The sequence below is a fragment of the Streptococcus oralis genome, assembly GCF_019334565.1.
Taxonomy (GTDB): Bacteria; Bacillota; Bacilli; order Lactobacillales; family Streptococcaceae; genus Streptococcus; species Streptococcus oralis_CR.
The window spans coordinates 903,564-930,333 of sequence record NZ_CP079724.1; the positions used below are offsets into that span (position 1 = coordinate 903,564).

Annotated in this window: 17 protein-coding genes; 15 read left to right on the forward strand and 2 right to left on the reverse strand. The window is 40.0% G+C overall.

Annotated elements, in window-relative coordinates; translation table 11 throughout:
* The 3 genes from walJ to KX728_RS04530 all read left to right on the forward strand — a co-directional run bounded on the left by walJ (position 1) and on the right by KX728_RS04530 (position 6,039).
* Positions 1–810, forward strand: coding sequence for an exodeoxyribonuclease WalJ (gene walJ, locus KX728_RS04520; RefSeq protein WP_001290610.1), 810 nt, complete (start codon positions 1–3; stop codon positions 808–810).
* A 106-nt stretch (positions 811–916) separates the two neighbouring features.
* A complete protein-coding gene (locus KX728_RS04525) occupies positions 917–2,788 on the forward strand; it encodes an Eco57I restriction-modification methylase domain-containing protein (RefSeq protein WP_000150976.1) in 1,872 nt (623 codons plus the stop codon).
* Complete coding sequence (locus KX728_RS04530) at positions 2,785–6,039, forward strand: DEAD/DEAH box helicase family protein (RefSeq protein ID WP_025169038.1); 3,255 nt, start codon at positions 2,785–2,787, stop codon at positions 6,037–6,039. Before KX728_RS04525 ends, KX728_RS04530 begins: the two co-directional genes overlap by 4 nt.
* A 34-nt stretch (positions 6,040–6,073) precedes the next feature.
* Here the strand turns inward: KX728_RS04530 and KX728_RS04535 are convergent, their stop codons facing one another.
* Both KX728_RS04535 and KX728_RS04540 read right to left on the reverse strand, forming a co-directional pair.
* Complete coding sequence (locus KX728_RS04535) at positions 6,074–6,421, reverse strand: thioredoxin (RefSeq protein WP_000434660.1); 348 nt, start codon at positions 6,419–6,421, stop codon at positions 6,074–6,076.
* Between the two features lie 111 nt (positions 6,422–6,532).
* Positions 6,533–8,251: a phospho-sugar mutase gene (locus KX728_RS04540; RefSeq protein ID WP_042902233.1), complete on the reverse strand. Its 1,719-nt coding sequence runs from the start codon at positions 8,249–8,251 to the stop codon at positions 6,533–6,535.
* A gap of 410 nt (positions 8,252–8,661) precedes the next feature.
* Here KX728_RS04540 and KX728_RS04545 point away from each other — a divergent pair, with 410 nt between their 5' ends.
* The 12 genes from KX728_RS04545 to serB all read left to right on the forward strand — a co-directional run bounded on the left by KX728_RS04545 (position 8,662) and on the right by serB (position 26,767).
* Positions 8,662–9,816 carry a DUF4352 domain-containing protein gene (locus tag KX728_RS04545; RefSeq protein WP_049479330.1) on the forward strand — a complete coding sequence of 385 codons (1,155 nt, stop codon included), beginning with the start codon at positions 8,662–8,664 and terminating at the stop codon, positions 9,814–9,816.
* 78 nt (positions 9,817–9,894) lie between these two features.
* A complete protein-coding gene (locus KX728_RS04550; protein WP_215804696.1) occupies positions 9,895–11,796 on the forward strand; it encodes an ABC transporter ATP-binding protein in 1,902 nt (633 codons plus the stop codon).
* A 3-nt stretch (positions 11,797–11,799) separates the two neighbouring features.
* Entirely contained in the window at positions 11,800–12,663 is an 864-nt protein-coding gene (locus tag KX728_RS04555; RefSeq protein WP_215804695.1) for an Rgg family transcriptional regulator, read from the forward strand.
* 80 nt (positions 12,664–12,743) lie between these two features.
* Positions 12,744–13,922 carry an MFS transporter gene (locus KX728_RS04560; protein ID WP_001079360.1) on the forward strand — a complete coding sequence of 393 codons (1,179 nt, stop codon included), beginning with the start codon at positions 12,744–12,746 and terminating at the stop codon, positions 13,920–13,922.
* 89 nt (positions 13,923–14,011) lie between these two features.
* Positions 14,012–15,970: an NAD-dependent DNA ligase LigA gene (gene ligA / locus KX728_RS04565; RefSeq protein ID WP_215804694.1), complete on the forward strand. Its 1,959-nt coding sequence runs from the start codon at positions 14,012–14,014 to the stop codon at positions 15,968–15,970.
* 157 nt (positions 15,971–16,127) lie between these two features.
* The gene (gene pulA / locus KX728_RS04570; protein WP_215804693.1) at positions 16,128–18,413 is read left to right on the forward strand and encodes a type I pullulanase; all 2,286 of its coding nucleotides are present in this window, start codon (positions 16,128–16,130) and stop codon (positions 18,411–18,413) included.
* Between the two features lie 197 nt (positions 18,414–18,610).
* Positions 18,611–20,035, forward strand: a complete 1,425-nt coding sequence (locus KX728_RS04575) for an NADP-dependent glyceraldehyde-3-phosphate dehydrogenase (protein ID WP_042902239.1) — start codon at positions 18,611–18,613, stop codon at positions 20,033–20,035.
* Positions 20,036–20,307: 272 nt separating this feature from the next.
* Entirely contained in the window at positions 20,308–22,203 is a 1,896-nt protein-coding gene (glgB, locus tag KX728_RS04580; protein ID WP_215804692.1) for a 1,4-alpha-glucan branching protein GlgB, read from the forward strand.
* A 159-nt stretch (positions 22,204–22,362) separates the two neighbouring features.
* Positions 22,363–23,505 carry a glucose-1-phosphate adenylyltransferase gene (locus tag KX728_RS04585; RefSeq protein ID WP_000787250.1) on the forward strand — a complete coding sequence of 381 codons (1,143 nt, stop codon included), beginning with the start codon at positions 22,363–22,365 and terminating at the stop codon, positions 23,503–23,505.
* Positions 23,495–24,634: a glucose-1-phosphate adenylyltransferase subunit GlgD gene (gene glgD, locus KX728_RS04590; RefSeq protein WP_215804691.1), complete on the forward strand. Its 1,140-nt coding sequence runs from the start codon at positions 23,495–23,497 to the stop codon at positions 24,632–24,634. The genes KX728_RS04585 and glgD overlap by 11 nt, the downstream gene beginning before the upstream one ends.
* Complete coding sequence (glgA, locus tag KX728_RS04595) at positions 24,631–26,064, forward strand: glycogen synthase GlgA (RefSeq protein ID WP_042902241.1); 1,434 nt, start codon at positions 24,631–24,633, stop codon at positions 26,062–26,064. The genes glgD and glgA overlap by 4 nt, the downstream gene beginning before the upstream one ends.
* Positions 26,065–26,122: 58 nt before the next feature.
* Complete coding sequence (gene serB, locus KX728_RS04600) at positions 26,123–26,767, forward strand: phosphoserine phosphatase SerB (RefSeq protein ID WP_042902242.1); 645 nt, start codon at positions 26,123–26,125, stop codon at positions 26,765–26,767.
* The last annotated feature ends 3 nt before the right edge of the window (positions 26,768–26,770 follow it).

Here is a 26,770-nt window from a genome sequence, read left to right on the forward strand (position 1 = left end):
ATGAGTGAAAAAGGCTTTAAATACAGTATTTTAGCATCAGGTTCCAGTGGAAATTCCTTTTATCTGGAAACCCCAAAAAAGAAAATCCTAGTAGATGCAGGCCTGTCTGGTAAGAAAATTACAAGTCTTTTGAGTGAAATCAATCGTAAACCTGAAGATTTGGATGCGATTTTGATTACGCATGAGCATTCAGACCATATTCATGGAGTCGGTGTCTTGGCTCGCAAATATGGCATGGACCTTTACGCCAATGAAAAGACTTGGCAGGCTATGGAAAATAGCAAGTACCTCGGTAAGGTGGACTCTTCGCAGAAGCATATCTTTGAAATGGGCAAAACCAAAACCTTTGGCGATATCGACATTGAGAGTTTTGGGGTTAGCCATGATGCGGCAGCACCACAGTTTTACCGCTTTATGAAGGATGACAAGAGTTTTGTCATGTTGACCGATACAGGTTATGTAAGTGACCGTATGGCTGGAATAGTCGAAAATGCTGACGGTTACCTCATCGAGTCCAACCACGATGTAGAGATTTTGCGAGCAGGATCTTACGCTTGGCGTCTCAAACAGCGAATTCTATCGGATCTCGGTCATCTTTCTAACGAAGACGGTGCTGAGGCCATGATTCGTACAATGGGAAATCGGACTAAGAAAATCTATCTTGGGCATTTATCCAAAGAGAACAATATCAAGGAGCTGGCTCATATGACTATGGTCAACCAGCTAGCCCAAGCGGATCTGGGAGTCGGAGTAGACTTTAAAGTTTATGATACCTCACCAGATACTGCAACACCATTAACAGATATATAAAAAGAAGGCGAGTGCCTTCTTTTCTTATGCTTAGCTATTATTTTCTACTCCAAACACCATCTAAAATATGATATAATAAGGTTTATAGTACGAGAAAGGTTGCCTTATGACGATAGATATTAGTGAAGAAAAGTTGGCTATGGAGTCTGCTGACTTATTAAAAATTCTTTTAAAAGATCGAACGACCAAGAAAAATATTGTTTGGGCGACGCATTCTTATGAATTGTTGGGAAAGGGATTTGCTCCAAGTGACCGCATTACTCCAAGTAAGGTGACGGGAACCTATGCAAACTTGATTCAACCCCGATCAGAAAAGTCCAAGTATGAGCAAAAAGACCGAACCAAGATTAGAGCCGAAGTCTTTACGCCAACTTGTTTAGTTGAAAAACAAAATGGCTACGTTGAAGCTGAACTTGAATCTCTGGATCTTGAAGATTATATCCAAGTGCGCTGGCTAGAAATAACCTGTGGTGAAGCACCTTATATGGTTGCTCGCTATGATGCAGTGACTGGTGAGGAAATTCCATTATCTGAGCGAGTTGGTTTTCTTGATAGAAAATTGCAACGCATTAGTCGTGAGGTCTCAGATGAAGCCACCTTCTATAAGCTTGTAAAAAAAGCTTATCGATCTTCTTATGGATATGAGTATCAAGGAGATTCGCTGCTTTTGGCGCGTGAAAATCTTTTAGCAACATTTGAGGACTACTATCTTGCAAAGACTGGCAATCAACCGACCTTAGAGCAAAAGAAAGAAATTGCGACTATTATATCCTACAATGTCTTTCAGATGGATGGACTGAAAAAAACTAGTCCTTACTCAGCTAAACAAAGTCCATCTCAACAGCTAAGCTTGTTTTCAGATGAGCTAGAAGTTCAAGAAGCAGAAGAATCTAAAACTCAAATCAAAGATTGGAAAAAGAATAAGATGATAGGTTTTGAGCGCCTATCTAGTGAGGAAAGTGAAATGAAATTTGATGTCGTGATAGGCAATCCGCCGTATCAGGAAACAGGAGAAGCTAGAGATGAACCAATTTATCACTTTTTTATTGATGAAGCTATTAAAATCGCAGATAAATCTATATTAATCACCCCAGCAAGGTTTTTATTTAAAGCTGGTCAAACTCCTAAAAATTGGATGGAAAAGATGCTTGAAGACAAGCATTTAAAAGTTCAATTCTATGAACTTAAAAGCGGTAAAGTGTTTACAGGAACGGATATCAAGGGTGGAGTAGCAATAACTTATCGTGATGCTGATAAAGTTTTGGGACCAATCGGAGTATTTACTATTTTTGAAGCCTTGAATAGTATTGTAAAAAAAATTGAAAAACATCCAGACTTTGAAACATTTTCTGATCTAGTTTATCCTCAAGGTATTTATAGATTTTCAGATGAACTTTTTTCTGATTATCCAAATGCTGAAAAGTTGCAAGGAAAAGGGACAAAAAATAAAATTGTTTCGAAATCATTGACTCAGTTAGATTTCGTTTTTAAAAACGTAGAAGAAAAAGACCATGTGGCTTTACTTGGAAGAATCGGGTCTGAACGTGTCTATCGATATATTAATAAAAAATATTTAGATTTACCGGAAACATTTGAAAATTACAATGTTTTTGTACCAGAAGCTAATGGAAGCGGTGCCTTAGGTGAGGTCTTATCAACACCCCTAATCGGGGAACCCCTAATCGGGCATACGGATACTTTTTTATCTATTGGTAATTTTAAAACAAAATTTGAAGCCGATGCTTGTATTAAATTTATTAAAACTAAATTTGCTAGAGTATTATTAGGTGTTTTGAAAGTTACTCAGCATAACTCACGAAAAACTTGGTATTACGTCCCACTCCAAGATTTTACGGTCAATTCGGACATTGATTGGACACAATCAGTGGCTGATGTTGACCGTCAGCTCTATCAAAAATATGACCTTTCTCCTGAGGAAATTGCCTTTATTGAGACGCATGTAAGGGAGATGGATTGATGGTAGAAATTAAAACTTCTAAAGAGATTCATCCTAAAATCTATGCTTACACCACCCCTACGGTAACAAGCAATGAGGGCTGGATTAAGATTGGTTATACAGAGCGTGATGTTACACAACGGATTAAAGAACAAACGCATACTGCTCATATAGATACAGATGTCTTATGGACTGGGGATGCAGCCTATACGGAAGAACCTGATAAGGGAAAGACATTTAAGGACCATGATTTCCACCATTTCCTTTCTTTCCATGATGTGGAGCGTCGTCCTAAGACGGAATGGTTTTACTTTAATGGGACACCTGAGAAATCTAAAAATCTCTTCGATAAGTTTGTTCAACATGATTTGTCTGGTTATCAGCCTGGCCAAGGACAGGACTATACTTTGCGACAAGAGCAAGAAGAAGCAGTTGCTAAGACCTTAGATTATTTCAAAAATCATCCAGGAGGTAAGTTCCTTTGGAATGCCAAGCCACGTTTTGGTAAAACCTTATCTACCTATGACTTAGCTCGTCGGATGGATGCTGTCAATGTCCTGATTGTAACAAACAGACCTGCCATTGCCAACTCATGGTACGATGATTTTGAAAAGTTCATAGCAGGCCAAACGACTTACAAGTTTGTTTCAGAAACAGACAGTCTTAAAAATCGGCCAACCTTGTCACGAAAAGAATTTGTTGGTATTTTAGATGACGATGTAAGACAGCTAGCTTTTATCAGTCTCCAAGACTTGAAAGGCTCTGCTTATCTTGGTGGAGAGCACAATAAACTCAAATGGGTCACTGATCTACATTGGGATTTGTTGGTTATCGATGAAGCGCACGAAGGAGTTGCTACCTTCAAGACAGACCAAGCCTTTAATAAGATTCGTCGAAACTTTACCTTGCATCTATCAGGAACTCCATTTAAGGCATTAGCCAAGGGAGAATTTACCGAGGAGCAGATCTACAACTGGTCTTATGCGGATGAGCAGGCAGCTAAAACTACTTGGTCGCCTGAGCAAGAAGAGGAGAATCCATATGGGAGCTTGCCTCAGTTAAATCTCTTTACCTATCAAATGTCTCAGATGATTGGTGAGGAGTTAGAAAAAGGTGCTCAACTAGACGGCGAAAATATCGACTATGCTTTTGACTTGAGTGAATTTTTCGCTACAGATGATAAAGGGAAATTTATCTATGAGCAAGATGTCAGAAATTGGTTAGATACTCTATCAAGCAATGAGAAATATCCATTTTCAACCAAAGAACTTCGGAACGAACTCAAGCATACTTTTTGGCTCTTAGAACGTGTAGCCTCAGCAAAAGCCTTAAAAGCACTGCTAGAGGAACATCCCATCTATGAAAACTATGAGATTGTGTTAGCTGCTGGTGACGGGCGTATGTCTGAGGAAGATGATAAGGTTAAACTCAAATCCCTAGACTTGGTTAGAAAAGCGATAGCAGAGAATGACAAAACCATTACCCTATCCGTCGGTCAATTGACGACAGGTGTGACGATCCCTGAATGGACAGGCGTATTGATGTTATCAAACTTGAAATCACCTGCCATTTATATGCAAGCTGCCTTCCGTGCACAAAACCCTTACTCATGGACCGATAACAAAGGAAATCACTTCCGCAAAGAAAGAGCCTATGTATTTGACTTTGCGCCAGAAAGAACCCTGATTCTCTTTGATGAGTTTGCAAACAACTTATCACTTGCGACTGCAGGAGGTGGTGGAACTTCCGCAACTCGTGAAGAGAACATCAGAGAACTCTTAAATTTCTTCCCTGTCATAGCAGAAGACCGTGCAGGTAAGATGGTTGAAATTGATGCTAAGGCAGTTCTGACTATACCGCGTCAAATAAAAGCTAGGGAAGTCCTCAAACGTGGCTTTATGTCTAACCTCCTATTTGATAATATCAGCGGTATTTTCCAAGCCAGTCAAACCGTTCTAGACATCTTAAATGAACTACCAGTTGAAAAGGAAGGCAAGTTACAAACACCTTCTGATTTACTAGACTTTTCAGGTGTTAAAGTGGATGATGAGGGCAATGCAGTGGTTGACCATGAAATCGTGGTCAATCAACAAGCACGACTTTTTGGTGAAAAAGTTTATGGGCTTGGTGAGTCTGTTGCTGAGTTAGTCACAAAAGATGAAGAAAGAACTCAAAAACAGCTGGTCAATGACTTGAGTAAGACCGTTTCTTCAGTAATTGTAGAAGAATTGAAGGCTGGATATGATCTGAAAACTCGGGAAACAGACCAGATCAAGAAACAAATTGTAGCAACATTTGAGAACGAAGTTCGAAAAAATGAGATAGAACGTAAAATTTCTGAAGCTCATATCAAGGAAGAGTTGCAACAACAGCTCAAGGAAGAAAATGATAAAGAGCAAAAAGATAAGATTCAAGAAGTTCTTGAAAAACGTTTAGAAGAAAATAATCTCATTCATAAAGAAAAACTAGAACAAACACTCAAAAAAGAAGTGGAAAAAATGCCTGAGAAGTTTATCGAGCAGGTTGAGGTCAAACGTGTTGAACAGTTGAAACAATCTGCTCAAGATGAGATTCGGGACCATCTTCGAGGATTTGCACGAACAATTCCAAGTTTCATCATGGCCTACGGCGATCAATCTCTAACACTTGATAATTTTGACACCTTTGTTCCTGAGCATGTCTTCTTTGAAGTGACTGGTATTACGATTGACCAATTTCGTTATTTGAGAGATGGTGGGCAGGATTTTGCAGGACATCTCTTTGATCGAGCAACATTTGATGAAGCCATCCAGGAATTTCTTCGCAAGAAAGAGGAGTTGGCAGATTATTTTAGAGATCAGAAAGAAGATATTTTCGACTATATTCCACCACAGAAAACCAATCAGATTTTTACTCCTAAACGTGTGGTGAAGAGAATGGTGAATGACCTTGAAAAAGAAAATCCAGGAATCTTTGATGATCCATCTAAGACATTCATTGATTTGTACATGAAGTCAGGCCTTTATATTGCAGAGCTTGTTAAGCGGCTATATAACAGCAATGGTTTACGAGAAGCATTTCCAAGTCCTGAAGAACGCTTAAAACATATCCTAGAAAATCAAGTTTATGGATTTGCACCTTCAGAAATAATCTATAATATTTCCACTAACTTTATCTTTGGAAATCTCTCCCAAGGGATCAGTAGAAAGAACTTTGTTCTAGAAGATACAATCCCTGCAGCTAAAGAAGGGAAAATCCAAGAATTGGTAGATAAATATTTTGAATATAAGTAAAAAAGAAGGCGAGTGCCTTCTTTTTTATATATTTTTACAATCCAGCAAAGTCCTTGATTTCTTGTGCGGACATGGAAGAGTCGCAACGGACATTGATTTGGCCATCTGCAATGTGAACAAATCCTGGTACGGTTGGGATTCCATAACGTGAGCGGAATTCTTGCAATTCATTGAGTTGGCTTGGTTCTTCACTGTTGATGAAGTAGATGTGGGCTTTAGTTTCAGCTACGACACCTGCCAATGTGCCAGCAAATTTACGGCAGTAAGGGCAAGTTTTACGGCCAATAAAGAAGGTTGCTGTTTCTTTATTATCGAGTGCTTCTTGTGCACGCGCAACTGTAGTGACTTCAAGGTCTTTAATGTTTTCTAAAAATTGTTCCATGAGATTACCTCGCTTTCATTGATAAGTCTAGTATGCCATAAAGTTTCTAAAAATGCTTAGATTTGATACGAAAAAAAGATGAGACTGGTTGGTCTCATCTTTTTTAGAGCTTTATTTTACAAAAGCATTGATTTCTGCTTCGATGTTGGCAATCTTAGCTTGTGAATCTTCATTGCTTTCACCCACAACAGCAATGTAGAATTTGATTTTTGGTTCTGTACCTGAAGGGCGAACTGCAATCCATGAACCGTCAGCAAGTGTATATTTCAACACATCACTTGGAGGAGTTGTCAAGTTTGTAACAGTACCATCAGCAGCAGTAGCAGTTTGAGCCTTGAAGTCTTCTACGACAGTGATAGCTGTTGCATTCCATTCTTTTGGAGCATTGTTACGGAACTTAGCCATGATTTCCTTGATTTGTTCTGCACCATCAACACCAGAAAGGGTAACAGAGATAGTCTTTTCAGCGTAGTAGCCGTATTCTTTGTAGATTTCTTCGATACCGTCAGCAAGTGTCAAACCACGTGAACGGTAGTAGGCAGCAAGCTCAGCAACGACAAGAACGGCTTGGATGGCGTCTTTATCACGTACGAATGGTTTAATCAAGTAACCGAAGCTTTCTTCAAATCCCATCATGTAAGTGTGATTGTGTTTTTCTTCAAATTCTTGGATTTTCTCTGCGATAAATTTGAAACCTGTCAAAACGTTGAACATGGTTGCGCCGTAGCTTTCAGCAATCTTCGTTACCAAGTCAGTTGATACGATGGATTTGCAGAGAGCTGCATTTTCAGGAAGAGTTCCAGCATTTTTGTGGGCTTCCAAGATGTATTTAGCCATGATAGCACCGATTTGGTTACCTGAAAGGTTAAGGTAGCTACCATCTTTTTGAAGAACTTCAACACCAACACGGTCAGCGTCAGGGTCAGTTGCAACAAGCACATCTGCACCAACTTGACGACCAAGTTCTTCAGCAAGGGCGAAGGCTGCTTGGCTTTCTGGGTTTGGAGATTTTACAGTTGAGAAGTCAGGATCAGCAGTTGCTTGTGCTTCAACAACTTGAACAGAGTCAAATCCTGCTTGAGCAAGAGCACGACGAGCCAACATTTCACCCGTACCATGAAGTGGTGTGTAGACAATCTTCATGTCTTTACCGAATTCTTCGATCAAGGCTGGGTTGATGTTTACGTCTTTAACTTCTTTAAGGTATTCTGCATCAACAGCTTCGCCGATAACTTCAATCAAGCCAGAAGCTTTTTCCGCTTCTACATCGGCAACTTCCACAGCGAATGGATTTTCGATAGCACGAATGTAAGTAGTCAAAGCGTCCGCGTCATGTGGAGGCATTTGTCCACCGTCTTCACCGTAAACCTTGTAACCGTTAAATGGAGCAGGGTTATGGCTGGCAGTAATCATGATACCTGCAAAACAGTTGAGGTGACGAACTGCAAATGACAGTTCTGGAGTTGGACGGAGGCTTTCAAATACGTAAGATTTGATACCGTGTTTAGCAAGAACTGCCGCAGATTCAAAGGCAAACTCAGGTGAGAAGTGACGGCTATCGTAGGCAATTGCTACACCACGTTCTTTTTCGTTTCCACCTTTTGACTCAATCAAACGAGCCAAACCTTCGGTAGCTTGACGAACAACGTAGATATTGATGCGGTTTGTACCAGCACCGATCAAACCACGCATACCAGCGGTACCAAATTCAAGATTGGTATAAAAGGCATCTTCCTTTGTTTTTTCGTCCATATTGATTAAATCTTGACGAAGGTAGTCTGGAAGGTCAGCAAAATCGACCCATTTTTGATAATTTTCTTGGTAAGTCATAGAGTGTCTCCTTTGTTTATTTGCTTTAATCGCTTTCATTATATCACGATTTGACATTTTAGTAAAACGTTAGCATAACTTAAAATGTAGGAAATTAACTTTTGCACTTTAGCGGGAAAATGGTGGGGACTGTGCTTACTTATACTAAGTTAGGGATGAAAATTAATTATTAGATACTTTATAACATGAAAGTTTATAATTCATTTTGTAGGTTTGTTGAAGAAAAAAATCAAAAATATTGTTATATTCTATTCTTTTTATAAAGAATCCTTTAATGCATCAAATGAACAGATAGAAAAATTTAAGTTAAAACTCTATAAATTTAAGATATTTTGAAAATATCTGGTTTCTGTTTTGATTTTTATTCTGCGTATGGTAAAATATAGTAAATCATTAAAGGAGAATCCATTATGAAAAAAATTCTTAAGCATTCTGCCTTGCTTTTATCAGCTTTAGCACTGGTTGCCTGTGGAGCTCAAAAAAAAGCAAGCGACAATGGTACAGCTTCAAACTCTAACTTTGAGGTTTCTGTAAAAGACGGTATGTATGTATTGCCTAAAGATGAGGATTCATCATCAACATACCTTGCACTTCAAGTCGAAATCAAGAACAATCGTGATAAACAGTTTAGTTTTACTAGCCAAGATATCACGCTATACAATGAAAAGGATGAAAAATTACAACCAATTCAAGTTTATGAAAGCGACAGTAAAACGAAATTTATGTCATATGGTGACAGTCTTTCTAAAGGAAAGAGCGTTGCTGGTTATGTAGTGTATGAAGTCGATAAGAATGCTAAGTATGAACTTCACTTTGCACCTAGCTTTTACGATGACATCAAAGAAAATTCTAAAAAGAATAACGATGTAGCAATCAAGGTGGATCCAAGTCAGTATGAAGACAATATTGATGAAGCGAAAGATGTAATGAAAAAATATGTCGATGCTGTTTACCTTAATGGGGAAAGTTCTGGTGGTGGAACGAACCTAAGTGCTACTGATAATAAGTCACAAGTTGTTGCGCTTGCTGATGATAAAAAATCTTCTGATAATAGTGCTGAATTCACAAACGATGCGAAAGCTGATAAAGAAGAGTTTATCAAGAAATTTACAGAATCGTTCGGAAAAGGCTTCTATAACTACAAACCGTCTGATTCAGAACTTAGAACATTCGCAGATGCTTACATCAAAGCAAATGCTAAGAGAGCAAAAGTTGATTACAAGGTGAAGACATACTTGCCAGACTATGCTGTTGTTTATGTTAGACCAGAAACAATCGACTTGGATAACTTGAATGTTTATGAATTGAGCCGTAAATTCTACGAAGAAAACAAAGGTAAATATAGCAACTACTCTGAAGCTATGAAAGCTGGTGAAAAATACATTTTAGAAAATGCACCAAGTCAATTTGATTCAACTCCTCTAGACACTAGTGATAACATGAAGAAAGAGGGTTATGAAATTAAAATGACTAAGAAAGATGGAAAATGGACCATCGATACCTCTTCTAAAAACTATGAATTGAAAGATATGGCTCGCACATTCCGTGGAGGCATTGGATACTAAGATGAAAGGTTCGAGTTTATGACTCGAACTTTTTTCGTTGCAATTGTGCAAAAGAGAAAAAGATAGTAAAATAGAGATATGATTATTTTACAAGCTAATAAAATTGAACGATCTTTTGCTGGTGAGGTTCTTTTTGATAATATTAATCTGCAGGTAGATGAACGAGACCGAATTGCTCTTGTTGGGAAAAATGGTGCAGGTAAGTCTACTCTTTTAAAGATTTTGGTTGGAGAAGAGGAGCCAACTAGTGGAGAAATTTATAAGAAAAAAGATATCTCTCTGTCTTACCTAGCCCAAGATAGCCGTTTTGAGTCTGACAATACCATCTACGATGAAATGCTTTACGTCTTTGATGACTTGCGTCGGACAGAGACACAACTGCGTCAGATGGAGTTGGAGATGGGTGAAAAGTCTGGTGAAGATTTAGATAAACTGATGGCGGATTATGATCGTTTATCAGAGAATTTCCGCCAGGCTGGTGGCTTTACCTACGAAGCTGATATCCGCGCTATCTTGAATGGTTTCAAGTTTGACGAGTCTATGTGGCAGATGAAAATTGCTGAGCTTTCAGGTGGTCAAAATACTCGTCTTGCACTGGCTAAAATGCTCCTTGAAAAGCCCAATCTCTTGGTCTTGGACGAGCCAACCAACCACTTGGATATTGAAACCATTGCCTGGCTAGAGAATTACTTGGTGAACTATAGCAGTGCCCTCATTATTGTCAGTCACGACCGTTACTTTTTGGACAAGGTTGCGACGGTTACACTGGATTTGACTAAGCATTCCTTGGATCGTTATGTGGGCAATTATTCTCGTTTTGTTGAGTTGAAGGAGCAAAAGCTAGCTACTGAGGCAAAAAACTATGAAAAGCAACAAAAGGAAATCGCTGCTCTAGAAGACTTTGTCAATCGCAATCTAGTCCGAGCTTCAACGACCAAACGTGCTCAATCTCGCTGTAAACAACTAGAAAAAATGGAGCGTTTGGACAAGCCTGAAGCTGGCAAGAAATCAGCCAACATGACCTTCCAGTCGGAAAAAACATCTGGTAATGTTGTCTTGACAGTTGAAAATGCAGCTATTGGTTATGATGGGGAAATACTGTCAGAACCTATCAACCTAGACCTCCGTAAGATGAATGCTGTTGTGATTGTCGGACCAAACGGCATTGGGAAGTCAACCTTTATCAAGTCAATAGTAGACCAGATCCCTTTTATCAAGGGAGAGAAGCGTTTTGGTGCCAATGTTGAGGTTGGCTACTATGACCAGACTCAAAGTAAGCTAACAGCAAGTAATACTGTTCTGGATGAACTTTGGAATGATTTTAAACTGACACCAGAAGTTGAAATCCGCAACCGCCTTGGTGCCTTCCTCTTCTCTGGTGATGATGTTAAGAAATCAGTAGGCATGCTGTCTGGGGGCGAGAAAGCTCGTTTGCTTCTTGCCAAACTTTCAATGGAAAACAATAACTTCTTGATTTTGGATGAGCCAACCAACCACTTGGATATTGATAGCAAGGAAGTGTTGGAAAATGCCTTGATTGACTTTGATGGGACCTTGCTCTTTGTCAGTCACGACCGTTACTTTATCAATCGTGTAGCCACTCATGTTTTGGAATTGTCCGAGAGTGGTTCAACCCTCTACCTTGGAGATTATGACTACTATGTTGAAAAGAAAGCAGAAGTAGAAATGACTCAGACAAAAGAAGCTTCAACTAGTAATCAAGCAAAAGAAACAAGTCCAGTTAATGACTACCAAGCTCAGAAAGAAAGTCAGAAAGAAGCCCGTAAGCTCATGCGACAAATCGAAAATCTAGAAGCTGAAATTGAAGAGTTAGAAACTCAAAGTCAAGCCATTTCTGAACAAATGCTGGAAACCAACGATGCTGAAAAGCTCATGGAATTGCAGGCTGAACTGGACAAAATTAGCCATCGTCAAGAAGAAGCTATGCTTGAGTGGGAAGAATTATCAGAGCAGGTGTAAGAAATGGAACATCTTGGAAAGGTATTTCGTGAATTTCGAACAAGTGGGAAGTACTCCTTAAAAGAGGCGGCAGGTGAATCATGTTCAACCTCTCAGTTATCTCGCTTCGAGCTTGGGGAGTCTGATCTAGCAGTTTCTCGTTTCTTTGAGATTTTGGACAATATTCATGTGACTATTGAAAATTTCATGGACAAGGCTAGAGATTTTCAAAATCATGAACATGTTGCCTTGATGGCACAGATTATTCCGCTTTACTACTCAAATGATATTGCAGGTTTTCAAAAGCTTCAAAAGGAACAGCTTGAGAAAGCAAAGAGTTCGACCAATCCCCTCTATTTTGAGCTGAATTGGATTCTGCTACAAGGTCTGATTTGTCAAAGAGATGCTCATTACAGGATGAGTCAGAGTGATTTGGAAAAGGTAGCAGATTATCTTTTTCAAACAGAAGAATGGACTATGTATGAGTTGATTCTTTTCGGTAATCTCTATACTTTCTACAATGTGGACTATGTAGCTCGGATTGGCAGAGAAGTTATGGAGCGAGAAGAGTACTACAAGGAAATTGGTCGGCATCGTAAACTCGTTTTGATTTTAGCTCTTAACTGTTACCAGCATTGTTTGGAGAACCGTTCTTTTGCGAATGCGGACTATTTTGAGGCCTATGTGGAGAAGTTGATTGGAAATGGTATCAAGCTTTATGAGCGCAATATCTTCCATTATCTCAAAGGTTTTGCCCTCTACCAGAGAGACTTGAAAGAAGAAGGTTGTTGTCAGATGCAGGAAGCCATGCATATTTTTGATGTACTTGGACTTCCAGAGCAAGTGGCCTACTATCAGGAACATTATGAAAAATTTGTAAATGCTTAAATTTCCCAAATAAGGGAAAAATAAAGAGACTCCTTTCAGTTTTGATACAATAGTTTCAAAATTTGAGAGGAGCTTTTTATATGAATCGACATGCAATCCAGTTGATTAGTCGTGGGGCTATTAATAAGATAGGGAATATGCTCTATGATTATGGAAATAGTGTTTGGTTAGCATCAATGGGAACGGTAGGACAGACTGTTCTTGGGATTTACCAGATTTCTGAGTTGGTTACATCGATTCTAGTCAATCCCTTTGGCGGAGTGATTTCAGACCGCTTTTCGCGTCGCAAAATTTTGATGACGACAGACTTAATTTGTGGCGTTCTTTGCTTAGCTATTTCTTTCATCAGAAATGATAGCTTGATGATTGCTGCTCTGATCTTCGCAAATATTGTTCAGGCGGTTGCCTTTGCATTTTCTCGTACAGCCAACAAAGCCATTATAACTGAGGTTGTAGAGAAAGACGAGATAGTGACCTATAACTCTCGCTTGGAGTTAGTTTTGCAGGTTGTAGGCGTTAGCTCCCCTGTACTTTCTTTCATCGTTTTACAATTTGCCAGTCTCCATATGACACTCGTTTTAGATGCCATTAGTTTTTTCATCGCATTTATCTTAGTAGCTTTCCTCCCCAAAAAAGAGGCTAAGGAACAAGTGAAAAGGACTCTCAGCTGGAAAAATATTTTTGCTGATATGAAAGAAGGGATTCGCTATATTTGGCGCCAGCAAGAGATCTTTTTCCTTTTGGTAGTAGCTTCTAGTGTTAATTTCTTTTTTGCAGCTTTTGAATTTCTCCTTCCTTTTTCAAATCGACTATACGGGGTAGAAGGAGCTTATGCAACTATTTTGACTATGGGCGCTATTGGTTCGATTATCGGAGCTCTTCTAGCTAGCAAAATAAAGGCAGGTGTTTATAATCTTTTGATTCTATTGGCCTTGACTGGAGTTGGAGTTTTTATGATGGGGTTACCATTGCCAACTTTTCTTTCCTTTTCTGGAAATTTAGTTTGTGAACTGTTTATGACGATATTTAATATTCACTTTTTTACTCAGGTGCAAACCAAGGTTGAGGGGGAATACTTGGGAAGAGTACTAAGCACCATTTTTACCTTAGCCATCCTATTTATGCCGATTGCAAAAGGCTTTATGACGGTGCTACCAAGTGTCGATCTCTCTTCTTTTCTGATAATTGGAAGCGGGGTTATTGTCCTGTCTTGTCTATCCCTCGTTTATGTGCGAAGTCATTTTGAAAAAGAGTTATAATTTCTCTTTTTTAGAAAATATTACACTACAAACCATTTTTCAGTCCTTCTCTATTGTGAGGAGGGCTTGCTTTGTGGTAAAATGGGATTATGAATGAAAGAATGAATGAGTTAGTTGCCTTACTTAACCGCTATGCGACCGAGTACTATACGAGTGACAATCCCTCGGTTTCAGATAGTGAGTATGATCGCCTCTACCGAGAGTTGGTCGAATTGGAAGCCGCCTATCCGGATCAAGTTTTAGCGGACAGTCCGACCCATCGTGTTGGTGGTAAGGTTTTAGATGGTTTTGAAAAATACAGTCATCAGTATCCTCTTTATAGTTTGCAGGATGCTTTTTCACGTGAAGAGTTAGAAGCTTTTGATGCGCGTGTTCGAAAGGAATTACCCCAACCGACCTATATTTGCGAGCTGAAAATCGATGGTTTGTCTATCTCGCTAACTTATGAAAAGGGAATTTTGGTAGTCGGTGCCACACGTGGTGATGGGTCTATTGGAGAAAATATCACAGAAAACCTCAAGCGTGTCAAGGATATTCCTTTGACCTTGCCAGAAGAACTTGATATCACTGTTCGTGGAGAGTGTTACATGCCACGCGCTTCGTTTGATCTGGTCAACCAAGTCCGTCAAGAAAATGGAGAGCCTGAATTTGCCAATCCTCGTAATGCAGCAGCAGGAACCCTCCGTCAGTTGGATACAGCAGTAGTGGCCAAGCGTAATCTTTCGACTTTCCTCTATCAAGAAGCAAGCCCTTCTACTCGTGATAGCCAAGAAAAGGTCTTGAAGCATCTTGAACAGCTTGGTTTTGTAGTTAATCCGAAGCGAATTCTGGCTGAAAGTATAGATGAAGTATGGGATTTTATCCAAGAAGTAGGACAAGAACGGGAGAAACTGCCTTACGATATCGATGGGGTGGTAATCAAGGTCAATGACCTAGCAGGTCAAGAAGAACTCGGTTTTACCGTTAAAGCACCCAAGTGGGCAATCGCCTATAAATTTCCCGCTGAAGAAAAAGAAGCCCAGCTCCTTTCAGTTGACTGGACAGTAGGTCGTACGGGTGTTGTGACCCCGACTGCCAATCTAACACCTGTTCAGCTTGCTGGGACCACTGTTAGTCGTGCAACACTGCACAACGTAGATTATATCGCCGAAAAGGATATCCGAAAGGGCGATACGGTTATTGTTTATAAGGCTGGAGATATCATTCCTGCTGTTTTGCGTGTGGTAGAGTCCAAGCGTGTTTCTGAAGAAAAACTAGATATTCCGACTAACTGTCCAAGCTGTGACAGTCACTTGCTTCATTTTGAAGATGAAGTGGCTCTTCGTTGTATCAATCCACGGTGCCCTGCCCAAATCATGGAAGGTTTGATTCACTTTGCTTCTCGAGATGCCATGAATATTACAGGACTTGGTCCATCTATCGTTGAAAAGCTTTTTGCTGCCAATTTAGTCAAGGATGTGGCAGATATTTATCGTTTGAAAGAAGAAGATTTCCTCCTTTTAGAAGGTGTCAAGGAAAAGTCTGCTTCTAAACTGTATCAGGCCATTCAAGCGTCCAAGGAAAACTCTGCTGAAAAGCTCTTGTTTGGTCTGGGAATTCGCCATGTCGGAAGCAAGGCTAGCCAACTCTTGCTCCAACATTTCCACTCTATTGAAAATCTAGCCCAAGCTGATCCTGAGCAAGTAGCAAGTATCGAGAGCTTGGGTAGTGTGATTGCTCAAAGTCTTCAGACTTATTTTGCTACAGAAGGATCGAAGATTCTCTTAGACGAGTTGAAAGAAGCTGGAGTTAATCTGGACTACAAAGGACAGACAGTAGTAGCAGATGCAGCCTTGTCAGGTTTGACAGTTGTATTAACAGGAAAATTGGAACGTCTCACGCGCTCAGAAGCCAAAAGCAAACTCGAAAGTCTGGGTGCCAAAGTCACAGGCAGTGTTTCTAAGAAAACGAATCTTGTCGTAGCAGGAGCAGATGCAGGAAGCAAGCTCCAAAAAGCACAAGAACTTGGTATCGAAGTTCGTGATGAAGCTTGGCTAGAAAGTTTGTAAAGAATAGTTGAAAACTAGATGTTAGATAGTCTGAAACTATCTCTCCTGATGTATTTTTATATCTATTAATGTTATTCTCTATTGTGCTGAAATTCCCGCTAAATTCTTCAGCACCACATAAAAAAATTAAAATTGAAATTAGGAATTAGGAAAAGAAATGTATAGATACCCAGTAGTCATCCATTTTCACCGAAAAAATGGGGATTATGATGCTTGTTCATTCAGTAGAAAACAGGCAGATGTTAAAGAAAATTTGTATTATGATAATGACTATTTTGGAGCAAAATTCTCCTTTACAGTCACAAGTACAGAAAGGCTCGATACTTTGACCTTTTCTGTCGAAATAGATGGAAAGACAAAAGACTATATCCTACGGTTTAACTATTATCCACTGTTGACTGAGGTTTGGATTTTGGATGGTGATGAGACGGTTTATTATTCTGAAAATCCAGCCATTGCAAGTCCTTGCTATAAAGATCGAAACCCGTTTGCTTTTGATAAAGCCTTTCACAGTGAAAGTTTTGATCACCATTGGGGATACCAAGGAGAGTTGGGTTATAGTATCTCTGACTACCAGACAAGCTTTAAACTCTGGGCTCCTACAGCTACAGCTGTACAGGTGGTTGTCTATGAAAATACCAGCAACGATGCTCCGATTTGGAAAACCTTTAATCTTGAGCGTGGGAATAGCTATTCATATAGCCATAAGTACAATACCATTGGTGTTTGGAGTGTAGACCTGGATGAAAATCTTGCAGGTAAAGCCTATCAGTATCAGATTGAGTTTCCGCACCACCAGACCTTGATACGAGACCCATACACTATCGCTACAAGTCCTGATGGGAAACGTTCTGTCATCCTCTCTCAGCAAGATAGACAGGTGGAAGGATTTAAAGTCAAACATGGGACAGACGCCCTTTGGCGTTTGGAAAATCCATGTAAAGCCGTTATCTGTGAAATGCATATTCGTGATTTTACAAAATCACCGACATCTGGAGTTCCAGAAAATCTTCGAGGGACCTTCCTTGGAGCTGCCCAGACTGGAACGGTTAACCAGTATGGTCAAGCAACAGCCTTTGATTATATCAAAGAACTCGGCTGTAATTATGTTCAACTCCAACCAATCTTTGATCGCCATAAGGAATATGACGAGGATGGAAATGTAACCTATAACTGGGGCTATGATCCTCAAAACTACAATGCTCCTGAACCAAGTTTCTCTAGCAATCTAGATGATCCTGGACAGGTTATTCGAGACCTTAAAACCATGATTCAAGCATATCATGATGCGGGAATCGGTGTCATTATGGATGTCGTTTACAACCATACCTTCTCAACGGTTGATGCACCTTTCCAAACAACTGTTCCCGATTATTACTATCGTATGAATCCAGATGGAACCTTCCAAAACGGCACAGGTGTTGGAAATGAAACCGCAAGCGAACCCGAAATGTACCGCAAGTATATGATTGACTCACTCCTTTATTGGGTGAAAGAATACAATATTGACGGATTCCGTTTTGACTTGATGGGTATTCATGATGTCAAAACCATGCAGGCAATTCGTTGGGCGCTAGATGAGGTTGATCCCCGTATTATAACTTATGGAGAAGGCTGGGATATGGGAACAGGTCTTGCACCTTATGACAAGGCCAAGAAGGACAATGCCTACCAAATGCCAAATATCGGCTTCTTCAACGATGATCAGCGTGATGCGATCAAAGGAGGAGAAGTTTATGGCTCAATCAAGGCAGGATTTGTTAGTGGTGCAGCTACAGAGCCGATTGTAGCCAAAGCTATTCTTGGTAGCCGAGAGTTGGGTTCATATCTTAGTCCAAACCAAGTTCTTAACTACGTGGAAGCCCATGATAATTACAACTTGCATGATTTGTTAGCAACCCTTCACCCAGATCACAGTTCAGATAAGATTATGCGTCAGGTCGAGACAGCAACAGCGATGAGCATTCTTATGCAAGGGATGTCCTTTATAGAGCTGGGGCAAGAATTTGGTCGTACCAAACTCCTTGCTACAGGAGAAAATGGCGAGCTGACTCCGGCAGATAGAGAACGGGCCATGAATAGTTACAATGCTCCAGATAGTGTCAACCAGATCAACTGGGATTTAATCAATGAGAGACAAGAGAGCATTGACTTTATTCGCCAGATTATTCGCCTAAAAACACAAACACGTGCTTTCTCTTATCCTACATACGAAGAAGTTTATCGTCATGTCTTCGTCCATACAGCTGCTGAAAATAGTGGGTGGATTGTTTACGAAATTCACGGCGGAGCAGAGCACTTATTGGTGGTATTCAATGCCAAGGGAACTTCCTTCTACTTTGAAAATGCGGGAAATCTTGAAATGCTGGTGTCCAATAGTCGTTCTAAAGAGTCTAATGTGATTGATGATATCAGCGTTGCAGTCTTGAAGGTACTTTCATAGTAAATGCAGCAAAAAGGTTTAGTTAAAGCTAGACCTTTTTTGATTTTTATTTAAAAACCAATATCTAATAGGAATAAATTTCAAATAATTTGAAGAATCAAGTTTGTGAAAAAAATATCAATATTTTCCAAAAAGGGGTTGTAATTTTCTGAAAATTTGATAAAATAAGTTTTAATCATTTTCAGGAGGAAGAGAATTTGACAAATTATCAGAATTTAGTGAATGGAAAATGGAAATCATCGGAGAATGAAATTGCCATCTATTCTCCCATCAATCAAGAAAAGCTGGGTACAGTACCCGCTATGAGTCAGGCTGAAGTAGATGAGGCTATGAAAGCTGCGCGTGCAGCTCTCCCAGCATGGCGTGATTTAGCACCCGTTGAGCGTGCAGCCTATTTGCATAAGACAGCAGACATTTTGGAACGTGATAAAGAAAAAATTGGTACCATTCTTGCCAAAGAGGTTGCAAAAGGGATTAAAGCAGCCATTGGAGAGGTAGTACGTACAGCAGAATTGATTCGTTTTGCTGCTGAGGAAGGTCTCCGTATCACTGGACAAGCAATGGAAGGTGGCGGTTTTGAAGCTGCAAGTAAAAATAAACTAGCCGTTGTCCGTCGTGAGCCAGTTGGAGTCGTCTTAGCTATTGCACCGTTTAACTACCCAGTCAACCTTTCTGGATCTAAGATTGCTCCAGCTTTGATTGCAGGAAATGTCGTTATGTTCAAACCACCAACACAAGGGTCTATTTCTGGTCTCTTGTTGGCTAAAGCATTTGACGAAGCAGGAATCCCAGCAGGTGTCTTTAACACCATCACTGGACGTGGTTCTGAGATCGGTGACTACATCATCGAACACAAGGAAGTGAACTTCATTAACTTTACAGGTTCAACACCGATTGGGGAGCGTATTGGTCGTTTAGCTGGTATGCGCCCGATTATGCTGGAGCTTGGTGGGAAAGATGCAGCAATTGTTTTAGAAGATGCAGATTTAGAAAATGCAGCTAAGCAAATCGTAGGTGGTGCGTTTAGCTACTCTGGTCAGCGTTGTACCGCTATCAAACGTGTTTTGGTTGTGGAAAGCGTAGCTGACAAATTGGCTGAATTGCTCCAAGCTGAAGTTGCTAAGCTAACGGTCGGTGATCCATTTGACAATGCAGATATCACGCCAGTTATTGATAATGCTTCAGCTGATTTCATCTGGGGATTGATTGAAGATGCTCAAGAAAAGGGTGCTAAGGCGCTCAGCCTAATCAAACGTGAAAACAACCTCATTTGGCCTGGACTTTTTGATTATGTCACAAGAGATATGAAATTAGCCTGGGAAGAACCATTTGGACCTGTTCTTCCAATTATTCGAGTTGCAGATGCCAATGAAGCGGTAGAAATTGCTAATGAATCAGAATTCGGTCTTCAATCTTCAGTCTTTACAAATGACTTTAAGAAGGCATTTGAAATTGCTGAAAAACTTGAAGTTGGAACCGTTCATATTAATAATAAAACACAACGTGGACCAGATAATTTCCCATTCCTTGGTGTAAAAGGTTCTGGTGCAGGAGTACAAGGAATTAAATATAGTATCGAAGCGATGACAAATGTTAAATCCATTGTTTTTGATGTGAAATAATCTATAAAATCAGGAAAAATACTTCCTGATTTTGTTTTTTTCAAAAAAATACAGTAGAAAATTGATAAAAAACGAATATTCTGGTATTATAATAAAAAAATATATGGAAATTGTTTCGTGTTCTATTTTCTGGATATCTTTTTTAAAATGCTAGGTAATTTTTTGAAGGCTTTCATAAAAAAATATGATTTCCTTCGTAAATTACTTGAAAGTTATCTTAAAAGAGTGTATAATAGAATTATAGAAAACGCTTACAAAAGAAAGGGGATTGAATGAATAATCAAGAAGCATTAAGAACCTTTACTACAGGTGAGAACTTTCACCTCCAGCATTATTTAGGAGCGCATAGAGAGGAGAAAAACGGAGAAATAGGCTATACCTTTAGGGTTTGGGCCCCTAATGCACAAGCAGTTCATCTAGTTGGTGATTTTACTAATTGGGTTGAGAATCAGATTCCCATGGTTCGTAATGAAGCAGGTGTTTGGGAAGTCTTTACAAGTCAAGCCCAGGAAGGTCAGATTTATAAATATCATATCACGCGTGCAAATGGTCACCAGATTATGAAGATCGATCCGTTGGCAGTTTATTTTGAAGCTAGACCGGGTACAGGAGCTGTTTTGACCAATATCCGTGAAAAGAAATGGAAAGATGGCCTTTGGCTAGCACGTCGCAAACGTCTGGGATTTTTCGAGAGACCAGTTAATATATATGAAGCCCATGCAGGATCTTGGAAGAGAAATCCAGATGGTAGTCCCTATACGTTTTCACAACTGAAAGACGAGTTGATTCCATACTTAGTTGAGATGAACTATACACATATTGAGTTCATGCCTTTAATGGCTCACCCACTTGGATTGAGCTGGGGCTATCAGCTTATGGGTTACTTTGCTTTTGAACATTCCTATGGTACACCTGAGGAATTCCAAGATTTCGTTGAAGAGTGTCATATAAATAATATCGGTGTTATCGTCGACTGGGTTCCAGGTCATTTCACTATTAATGATGATGCATTGGCATATTATGACGGTACACCAACTTTTGAATACCAAGACCACAACAAGGCTCATAACTACGGTTGGGGTGCACTGAATTTTGACCTCGGAAAAAATGAGGTCCAGTCTTTCCTGATTTCAAGTATTAAATTTTGGATTGATTTTTACCACTTAGATGGTATTCGGGTCGATGCAGTGAGCAATATGCTGTATCTAGATTATGATAATGCTCCTTGGACTCCAAACAAAGATGGTGGAAACCTTAACTACGAGGGTTATTATTTCCTTCAACGGTTGAACACAGTGATCAAGTTAGCTCATCCAGATATCATGATGATTGCAGAAGAAAGTTCATCAGCAACAAAGATTACTGGTATGAAAGAAATGGGCGGCCTTGGATTTGACTATAAATGGAATATGGGCTGGATGAACGACATTCTCCGTTTCTACGAGGAAGATCCGATTTATCGCAAGTATGACTTTAATCTTGTGACTTTCAGCTTTATGTATGTTTTCAATGAAAACTATCTCCTACCTTTCTCACACGATGAAGTCGTTCATGGTAAGAAGAGTATGATGCATAAGATGTGGGGAGATCGCTACAATCAGTTCGCTGGTCTGCGCAACCTCTACACCTATCAAATTTGTCATCCAGGTAAGAAACTCTTGTTCATGGGTAGTGAGTACGGGCAATTCCTAGAGTGGAAGTCTGAGGAGCAGTTGGAATGGTCTAATCTAGAAGATCCGATGAATGCCAAGATGAAGCATTTTACTTCTCAACTCAATCAATTCTATAAAGACCATCGCTGTCTTTGGGAAATTGATACTAGTTATGATGGTATCGAGATTATCGATGCTGATAATAGAGATCAGAGTGTCCTTTCCTTTATTCGTAAGGGCAAGAAAGACGAAATGTTAGTCTGTGTCTTTAACATGGCACCAGTTGAACGTAAGGACTTTACGATTGGTTTACCTGTTGCAGGTATTTACGAAGAAGTTTGGAATACAGAATTAGAAGAATGGGGAGGTGTGTGGAAAGAGCACAATCAAACAGTTCAGACTCAAGAAAGCTTATGGAAAGATTATGAGCAGACCTTGACCTTCACCTTGCCTGCCATGGGAGCAAGCATCTGGAAAATCAAGCGTCGTTTGAAACCAACTAAGAAAAAAGAATAATGAGCTGTTGATTACAATTTTTTAGAATTTAAAACCGGATGTACTTGTATTGGACTTGAAACACAAGAGAAATGGATTTCCTATTATTTTTATAAAAAAGTTTGACTTCCGACCTTCTTTCGATTTTAACGTTCATATGTCTTTATAAAGGAGTAGAAAATGAAGAATGAAATGCTAGCTTTGATCCTTGCGGGTGGGCAAGGAACACGTCTCGGAAAACTCACTCAAAGCATTGCCAAACCGGCAGTGCAATTCGGTGGGCGCTACCGTATCATTGACTTTGCTCTTTCCAACTGTGCAAACTCTGGAATCCATAATGTTGGTGTGATTACTCAGTACCAACCTCTTGCTTTGAATAACCATATCGGAAATGGCTCTAGCTGGGGATTGGATGGTATCAATTCAGGTGTCTCTATTTTACAACCTTATTCAGCCAGCGAAGGAAACCGTTGGTTTGAAGGGACTAGTCACGCTATCTACCAAAACATTGACTACATCGACAGTGTTAATCCTGAGTATGTTTTGATTCTTTCTGGTGACCACATCTACAAGATGGACTACGATGATATGCTTCAGTCCCATAAGGATAATAATGCCAGTTTGACAGTAGCTGTCCTAGACGTACCTCTCAAAGAAGCTAGCCGTTTCGGTATCATGAATACAGATGCCAATAACCGTATCGTTGAATTCGAAGAAAAACCTGCGCAACCTAAGTCTACAAAGGCTTCTATGGGAATTTATATTTTCGACTGGAAACGGCTTCGCAATATGCTTGTTGCTGCTGAAAAGAGCAATGTGGATATGTCAGACTTTGGTAAGAACGTTATCCCTAACTATCTCGAGTCTGGTGAAAGTGTCTATGCCTATGAATTTAATGGGTACTGGAAAGACGTTGGTACGATTGAGTCACTTTGGGAAGCCAATATGGAGTACATTTCACCAGAAAATGCCTTGGATAGTCGCAATCGTCAGTGGAAAATTTACTCTAGAAACTTGATTTCACCACCAAACTACTTTGGTGCGCATGCACACGTTGAAGATTCATTGGTCGTGGATGGCTGTTTTGTAGATGGCACTGTTAAACGTTCGATTCTTTCAACAGAAGCACAAGTACGTGAAGGTGCTGAGGTCGTTGATTCTGTCATCATGAGCGGGGCTATTATTGGCCATGGAGCAAAGATTACTCGTGCTATTATTGGTGAGGGTGCCATCATTGCAGACGGCGTAGAGATTGACGGAACGGATGAAGTACAAGTAGTAGGATACAATGAAGTAGTGGGGGTAGCAACAGATGAAGATTGATAAATATTCAGCCATTTTAGGAAACACAGTTGGTTTTCATGATATGTCAACGTTAACAGAACACCGTCCGGTGGCTAGCTTGCCTTTCGGTGGGAAATACCGTTTGATTGACTTCCCCCTTTCCAGTCTTGCAAATGCAGGTGTTCGTAGTATCTTTGGTATTTTCCAACAAGATAATATCAGCTCAGTTTTCGACCATATCCGTTCAGGTCGTGAGTGGGGCTTGTCAACCCTTCTAAGTCACTACTATCTAGGAATTTACAATACTCGTGTTGAAAGCAGTACAGTTGGAAAAGAGTATTACCAACAGCTTCTCACCTACTTGAGACGTTCGGGTTCAAACCAAACCGTTTCGATTAACTGCGATGTGCTGGTGAATATTGACTTGAATCAAGTCTTCCACCTACACAATACAACAAATGGTCCGATCACAGTTGTATATAAGAAACTTCCAAAGAAAGACATTTCAGATGTGAATGCTATCTTGGAAATCGATGAAACTGACCATGTTCGTTCGCACAAACTCCTTGATAATAAATCTACAGATGAACTCTTCAACATGTCTACAGATATCTTTGTTGTGGACACTCCTTGGTTGATTGAACGACTTGAAGAGGAGGCTCAGAAAGAATATCCTGAAAAGTTGCGCTATGTTCTCCGCGATTTAGCTGTAAAAGAAGGTGCTTTTGCTTACGAATACACAGGTTACTTAGCAAACATTCATTCTGTTCAGTCTTATTATCAAGCAAATATTGATATGCTTGAATCTAAAAAGTTCTACTCACTTTTCTCACCAAATCAAAAGATTTATACCAAAGTTAAGAATGAAGAACCAACCTACTATGCGAATACTTCAAAAGTAAGTACTTCTCAATTTGCTTCTGGTAGTATCATTGAGGGTGAGGTAGTTCAGTCAGTCCTATCTCGTAACATTTATGTTCACAAGGATAGTGTGGTGAAGGACAGCATTTTATTCCCTCGTGTTGTGATTGGTCAAGGTGCCCGAGTTGAATATGCTATCTTGGACAAGGGCGTTGAAGTTGCGGACGGTGTTGTCATTCGAGGAACGGCAGAACATCCAGTTGTAGTTAAGAAGGGTGAAACAGTAACAGAGGACATTTATTCATGAAAATTTTATTTGTAGCGGCAGAAGGAGCACCCTTTTCAAAAACAGGTGGTTTGGGCGATGTCATTGGCGCACTTCCCAAATCACTTGTAAAAGCGGGGCACGAAGTTGCAGTTTTCTTGCCTTATTATGATATGGTAGAAGCTAAGTTCGGTGACCAGATAGAGGATGTTCTCCACTTTGAAGTTAGTGTGGGATGGCGTAGACAGTACTGTGGTATTAAAAAAACGGTCTTGAATGGGGTTACCTTCTACTTCATTGATAATCAGTATTATTTCTTCCGTGGTCATGTCTACGGTGATTTTGACGACGGTGAACGCTTTGCTTTTTTCCAACTGGCTGCTCTTGAAGCCATGGAACGCATCGGCTTTATCCCTGACCTTCTCCATGTCCACGACTACCACACAGCCATGATTCCCTTCTTGTTAAAAGAAAAGTACCATTGGATTCAGGCATATCAAGGAATCAGAACCGTTTTAACTATTCATAATTTGGAATTCCAAGGTCAATTTTCTGAAGGAATGCTGTGGGATTTGTTCGGTGTTGGCTTTGAACGCTATGCTGATGGCACCCTTCGCTGGAATGATTGTCTCAACTGGATGAAAGCTGGTATTCTCTATGCAGATCGTGTCTCAACCGTTTCTCCTAGCTATGCGCATGAGATTATGACCAGTCAGTTCGGTTGCGGTTTGGACCAGATTCTTCGCATGGAGTCAGGTAAGATTTCAGGGATTGTCAATGGTATTGATGCAGATCTTTATAATCCTCAAACAGACCCACTTTTAGACTATCATTTTGATAAGGAAGATTTATCTGGAAAAGCACAAAACAAAGCAAAATTGCAAGAGAGAGTGGGGTTGCCAGTGCGAGCAGATGTTCCTCTAGTTGGGATTGTCTCTCGATTGACGCGCCAAAAAGGTTTTGATGTCGTTGTAGAAAGCTTGCATCGTTTCTTACAGGAGGACGTTCAAATAGTCCTTTTAGGAACAGGTGACCCGGCTTTTGAACATTCCTTCTCTTGGTTTGCACAAGTCTATCCAGACAAGTTATCAGCAAATATCACTTTTGATGTCAAACTTGCTCAAGAAATCTACGCAGCTTGTGATCTCTTCCTCATGCCGAGTCGTTTTGAACCATGTGGTTTGTCTCAAATGATGGCGATGCGTTATGGAACTCTACCATTGGTTCATGAAGTTGGTGGCTTGCGTGATACGGTTCAATCCTTCAATCCGATAGAAGGAACTGGAACTGGATTTAGCTTTGATAATTTAACACCTTACTGGCTTAACTGGAGTTTCCAAACAGCCTTGGATGTTTATAAGAACCAGCCAGACGTTTGGAGAAATCTACAAAAACAAGCTATGGAATGTGATTTCTCATGGGATACAGCTTGTAAGTCTTATCTTGACTTGTACCATAGTTTAGTCAACTAATAGATAAAATCGTATGATTCTTTCATACGATTTTTGGGCTGTTTAGAAAGGAAAGCTTATGTCTCAAGAAAAAGGCTTGTGTGTCATGGACATTGACGGCACCCTGATAGCAGAAGAGGTGATTGATCTTTTAGGAAAAGAAGCAGGTTGTGAAGAAGAAATATCGCAGGTTACAAGCCAGGCAATGCGAGGTGAATTGGACTTTGAAACAAGTTTACGAGCGAGGGTAGCTTTGTTAAAAAGCCTTCCGGTTTCGGTCTTTGATACTGTCATCAAATCCATTCATCTGTCCAAGAATGCCCAAGAATTTATCTCCATACTTCAAAAGAAGGGCATTCTAGTCGGTCTAGTGTCTGGTGGATTTACACCAATAGTTGAGAGATTAGCAGAATCCCTTGGTATCTCCTATTTCTCCGCCAACCAGTTGGAAGTCAAAGACGGATTTTTAACAGGTAAATTAGTTGGTGAAATTGTGACAGGTCAAGTAAAACAAGATACTCTTGAGAAATGGAAAAAAGAACTGAAACTTCCCAAAGAAAGAACGATTGCCATCGGTGATGGTGCCAATGACCTCTTGATGTTAAAGTCAGCAGGACGTGGTATTGCATTTTGTGCCAAAGAGGTCGTAAAAACAGAGATAGCTTGTCATGTAGATACGAGGGATTTTATGGAAGTTCTACCTTTGATTGATTTCTTAGAATGAGAG

What these genes read in the sequence shown, in the direction of transcription:
- KX728_RS04545 (WP_049479330.1), top strand. Translation starts at nt 8,662, where the DNA reads ATGAAAAAAATTCTTAAGCATTCTGCCTTGCTTTTATCAGCTTTAGCA.
- KX728_RS04550 (WP_215804696.1), top strand. Translation starts at nt 9,895, where the DNA reads ATGATTATTTTACAAGCTAATAAAATTGAACGATCTTTTGCTGGTGAG.
- KX728_RS04585 (WP_000787250.1), top strand. Translation starts at nt 22,363, where the DNA reads ATGAAGAATGAAATGCTAGCTTTGATCCTTGCGGGTGGGCAAGGAACA.
- glgD (WP_215804691.1), top strand. Translation starts at nt 23,495, where the DNA reads ATGAAGATTGATAAATATTCAGCCATTTTAGGAAACACAGTTGGTTTT.
- KX728_RS04525 (WP_000150976.1), top strand. Translation starts at nt 917, where the DNA reads ATGACGATAGATATTAGTGAAGAAAAGTTGGCTATGGAGTCTGCTGAC.
- KX728_RS04555 (WP_215804695.1), top strand. Translation starts at nt 11,800, where the DNA reads ATGGAACATCTTGGAAAGGTATTTCGTGAATTTCGAACAAGTGGGAAG.
- KX728_RS04535 (WP_000434660.1), bottom strand. Translation starts at nt 6,421, where the DNA reads ATGGAACAATTTTTAGAAAACATTAAAGACCTTGAAGTCACTACAGTT.
- ligA (WP_215804694.1), top strand. Translation starts at nt 14,012, where the DNA reads ATGAATGAAAGAATGAATGAGTTAGTTGCCTTACTTAACCGCTATGCG.
- glgA (WP_042902241.1), top strand. Translation starts at nt 24,631, where the DNA reads ATGAAAATTTTATTTGTAGCGGCAGAAGGAGCACCCTTTTCAAAAACA.
- glgB (WP_215804692.1), top strand. Translation starts at nt 20,308, where the DNA reads ATGAATAATCAAGAAGCATTAAGAACCTTTACTACAGGTGAGAACTTT.
- KX728_RS04540 (WP_042902233.1), bottom strand. Translation starts at nt 8,251, where the DNA reads ATGACTTACCAAGAAAATTATCAAAAATGGGTCGATTTTGCTGACCTT.
- serB (WP_042902242.1), top strand. Translation starts at nt 26,123, where the DNA reads ATGTCTCAAGAAAAAGGCTTGTGTGTCATGGACATTGACGGCACCCTG.
- KX728_RS04560 (WP_001079360.1), top strand. Translation starts at nt 12,744, where the DNA reads ATGAATCGACATGCAATCCAGTTGATTAGTCGTGGGGCTATTAATAAG.
- walJ (WP_001290610.1), top strand. Translation starts at nt 1, where the DNA reads ATGAGTGAAAAAGGCTTTAAATACAGTATTTTAGCATCAGGTTCCAGT.
- pulA (WP_215804693.1), top strand. Translation starts at nt 16,128, where the DNA reads ATGTATAGATACCCAGTAGTCATCCATTTTCACCGAAAAAATGGGGAT.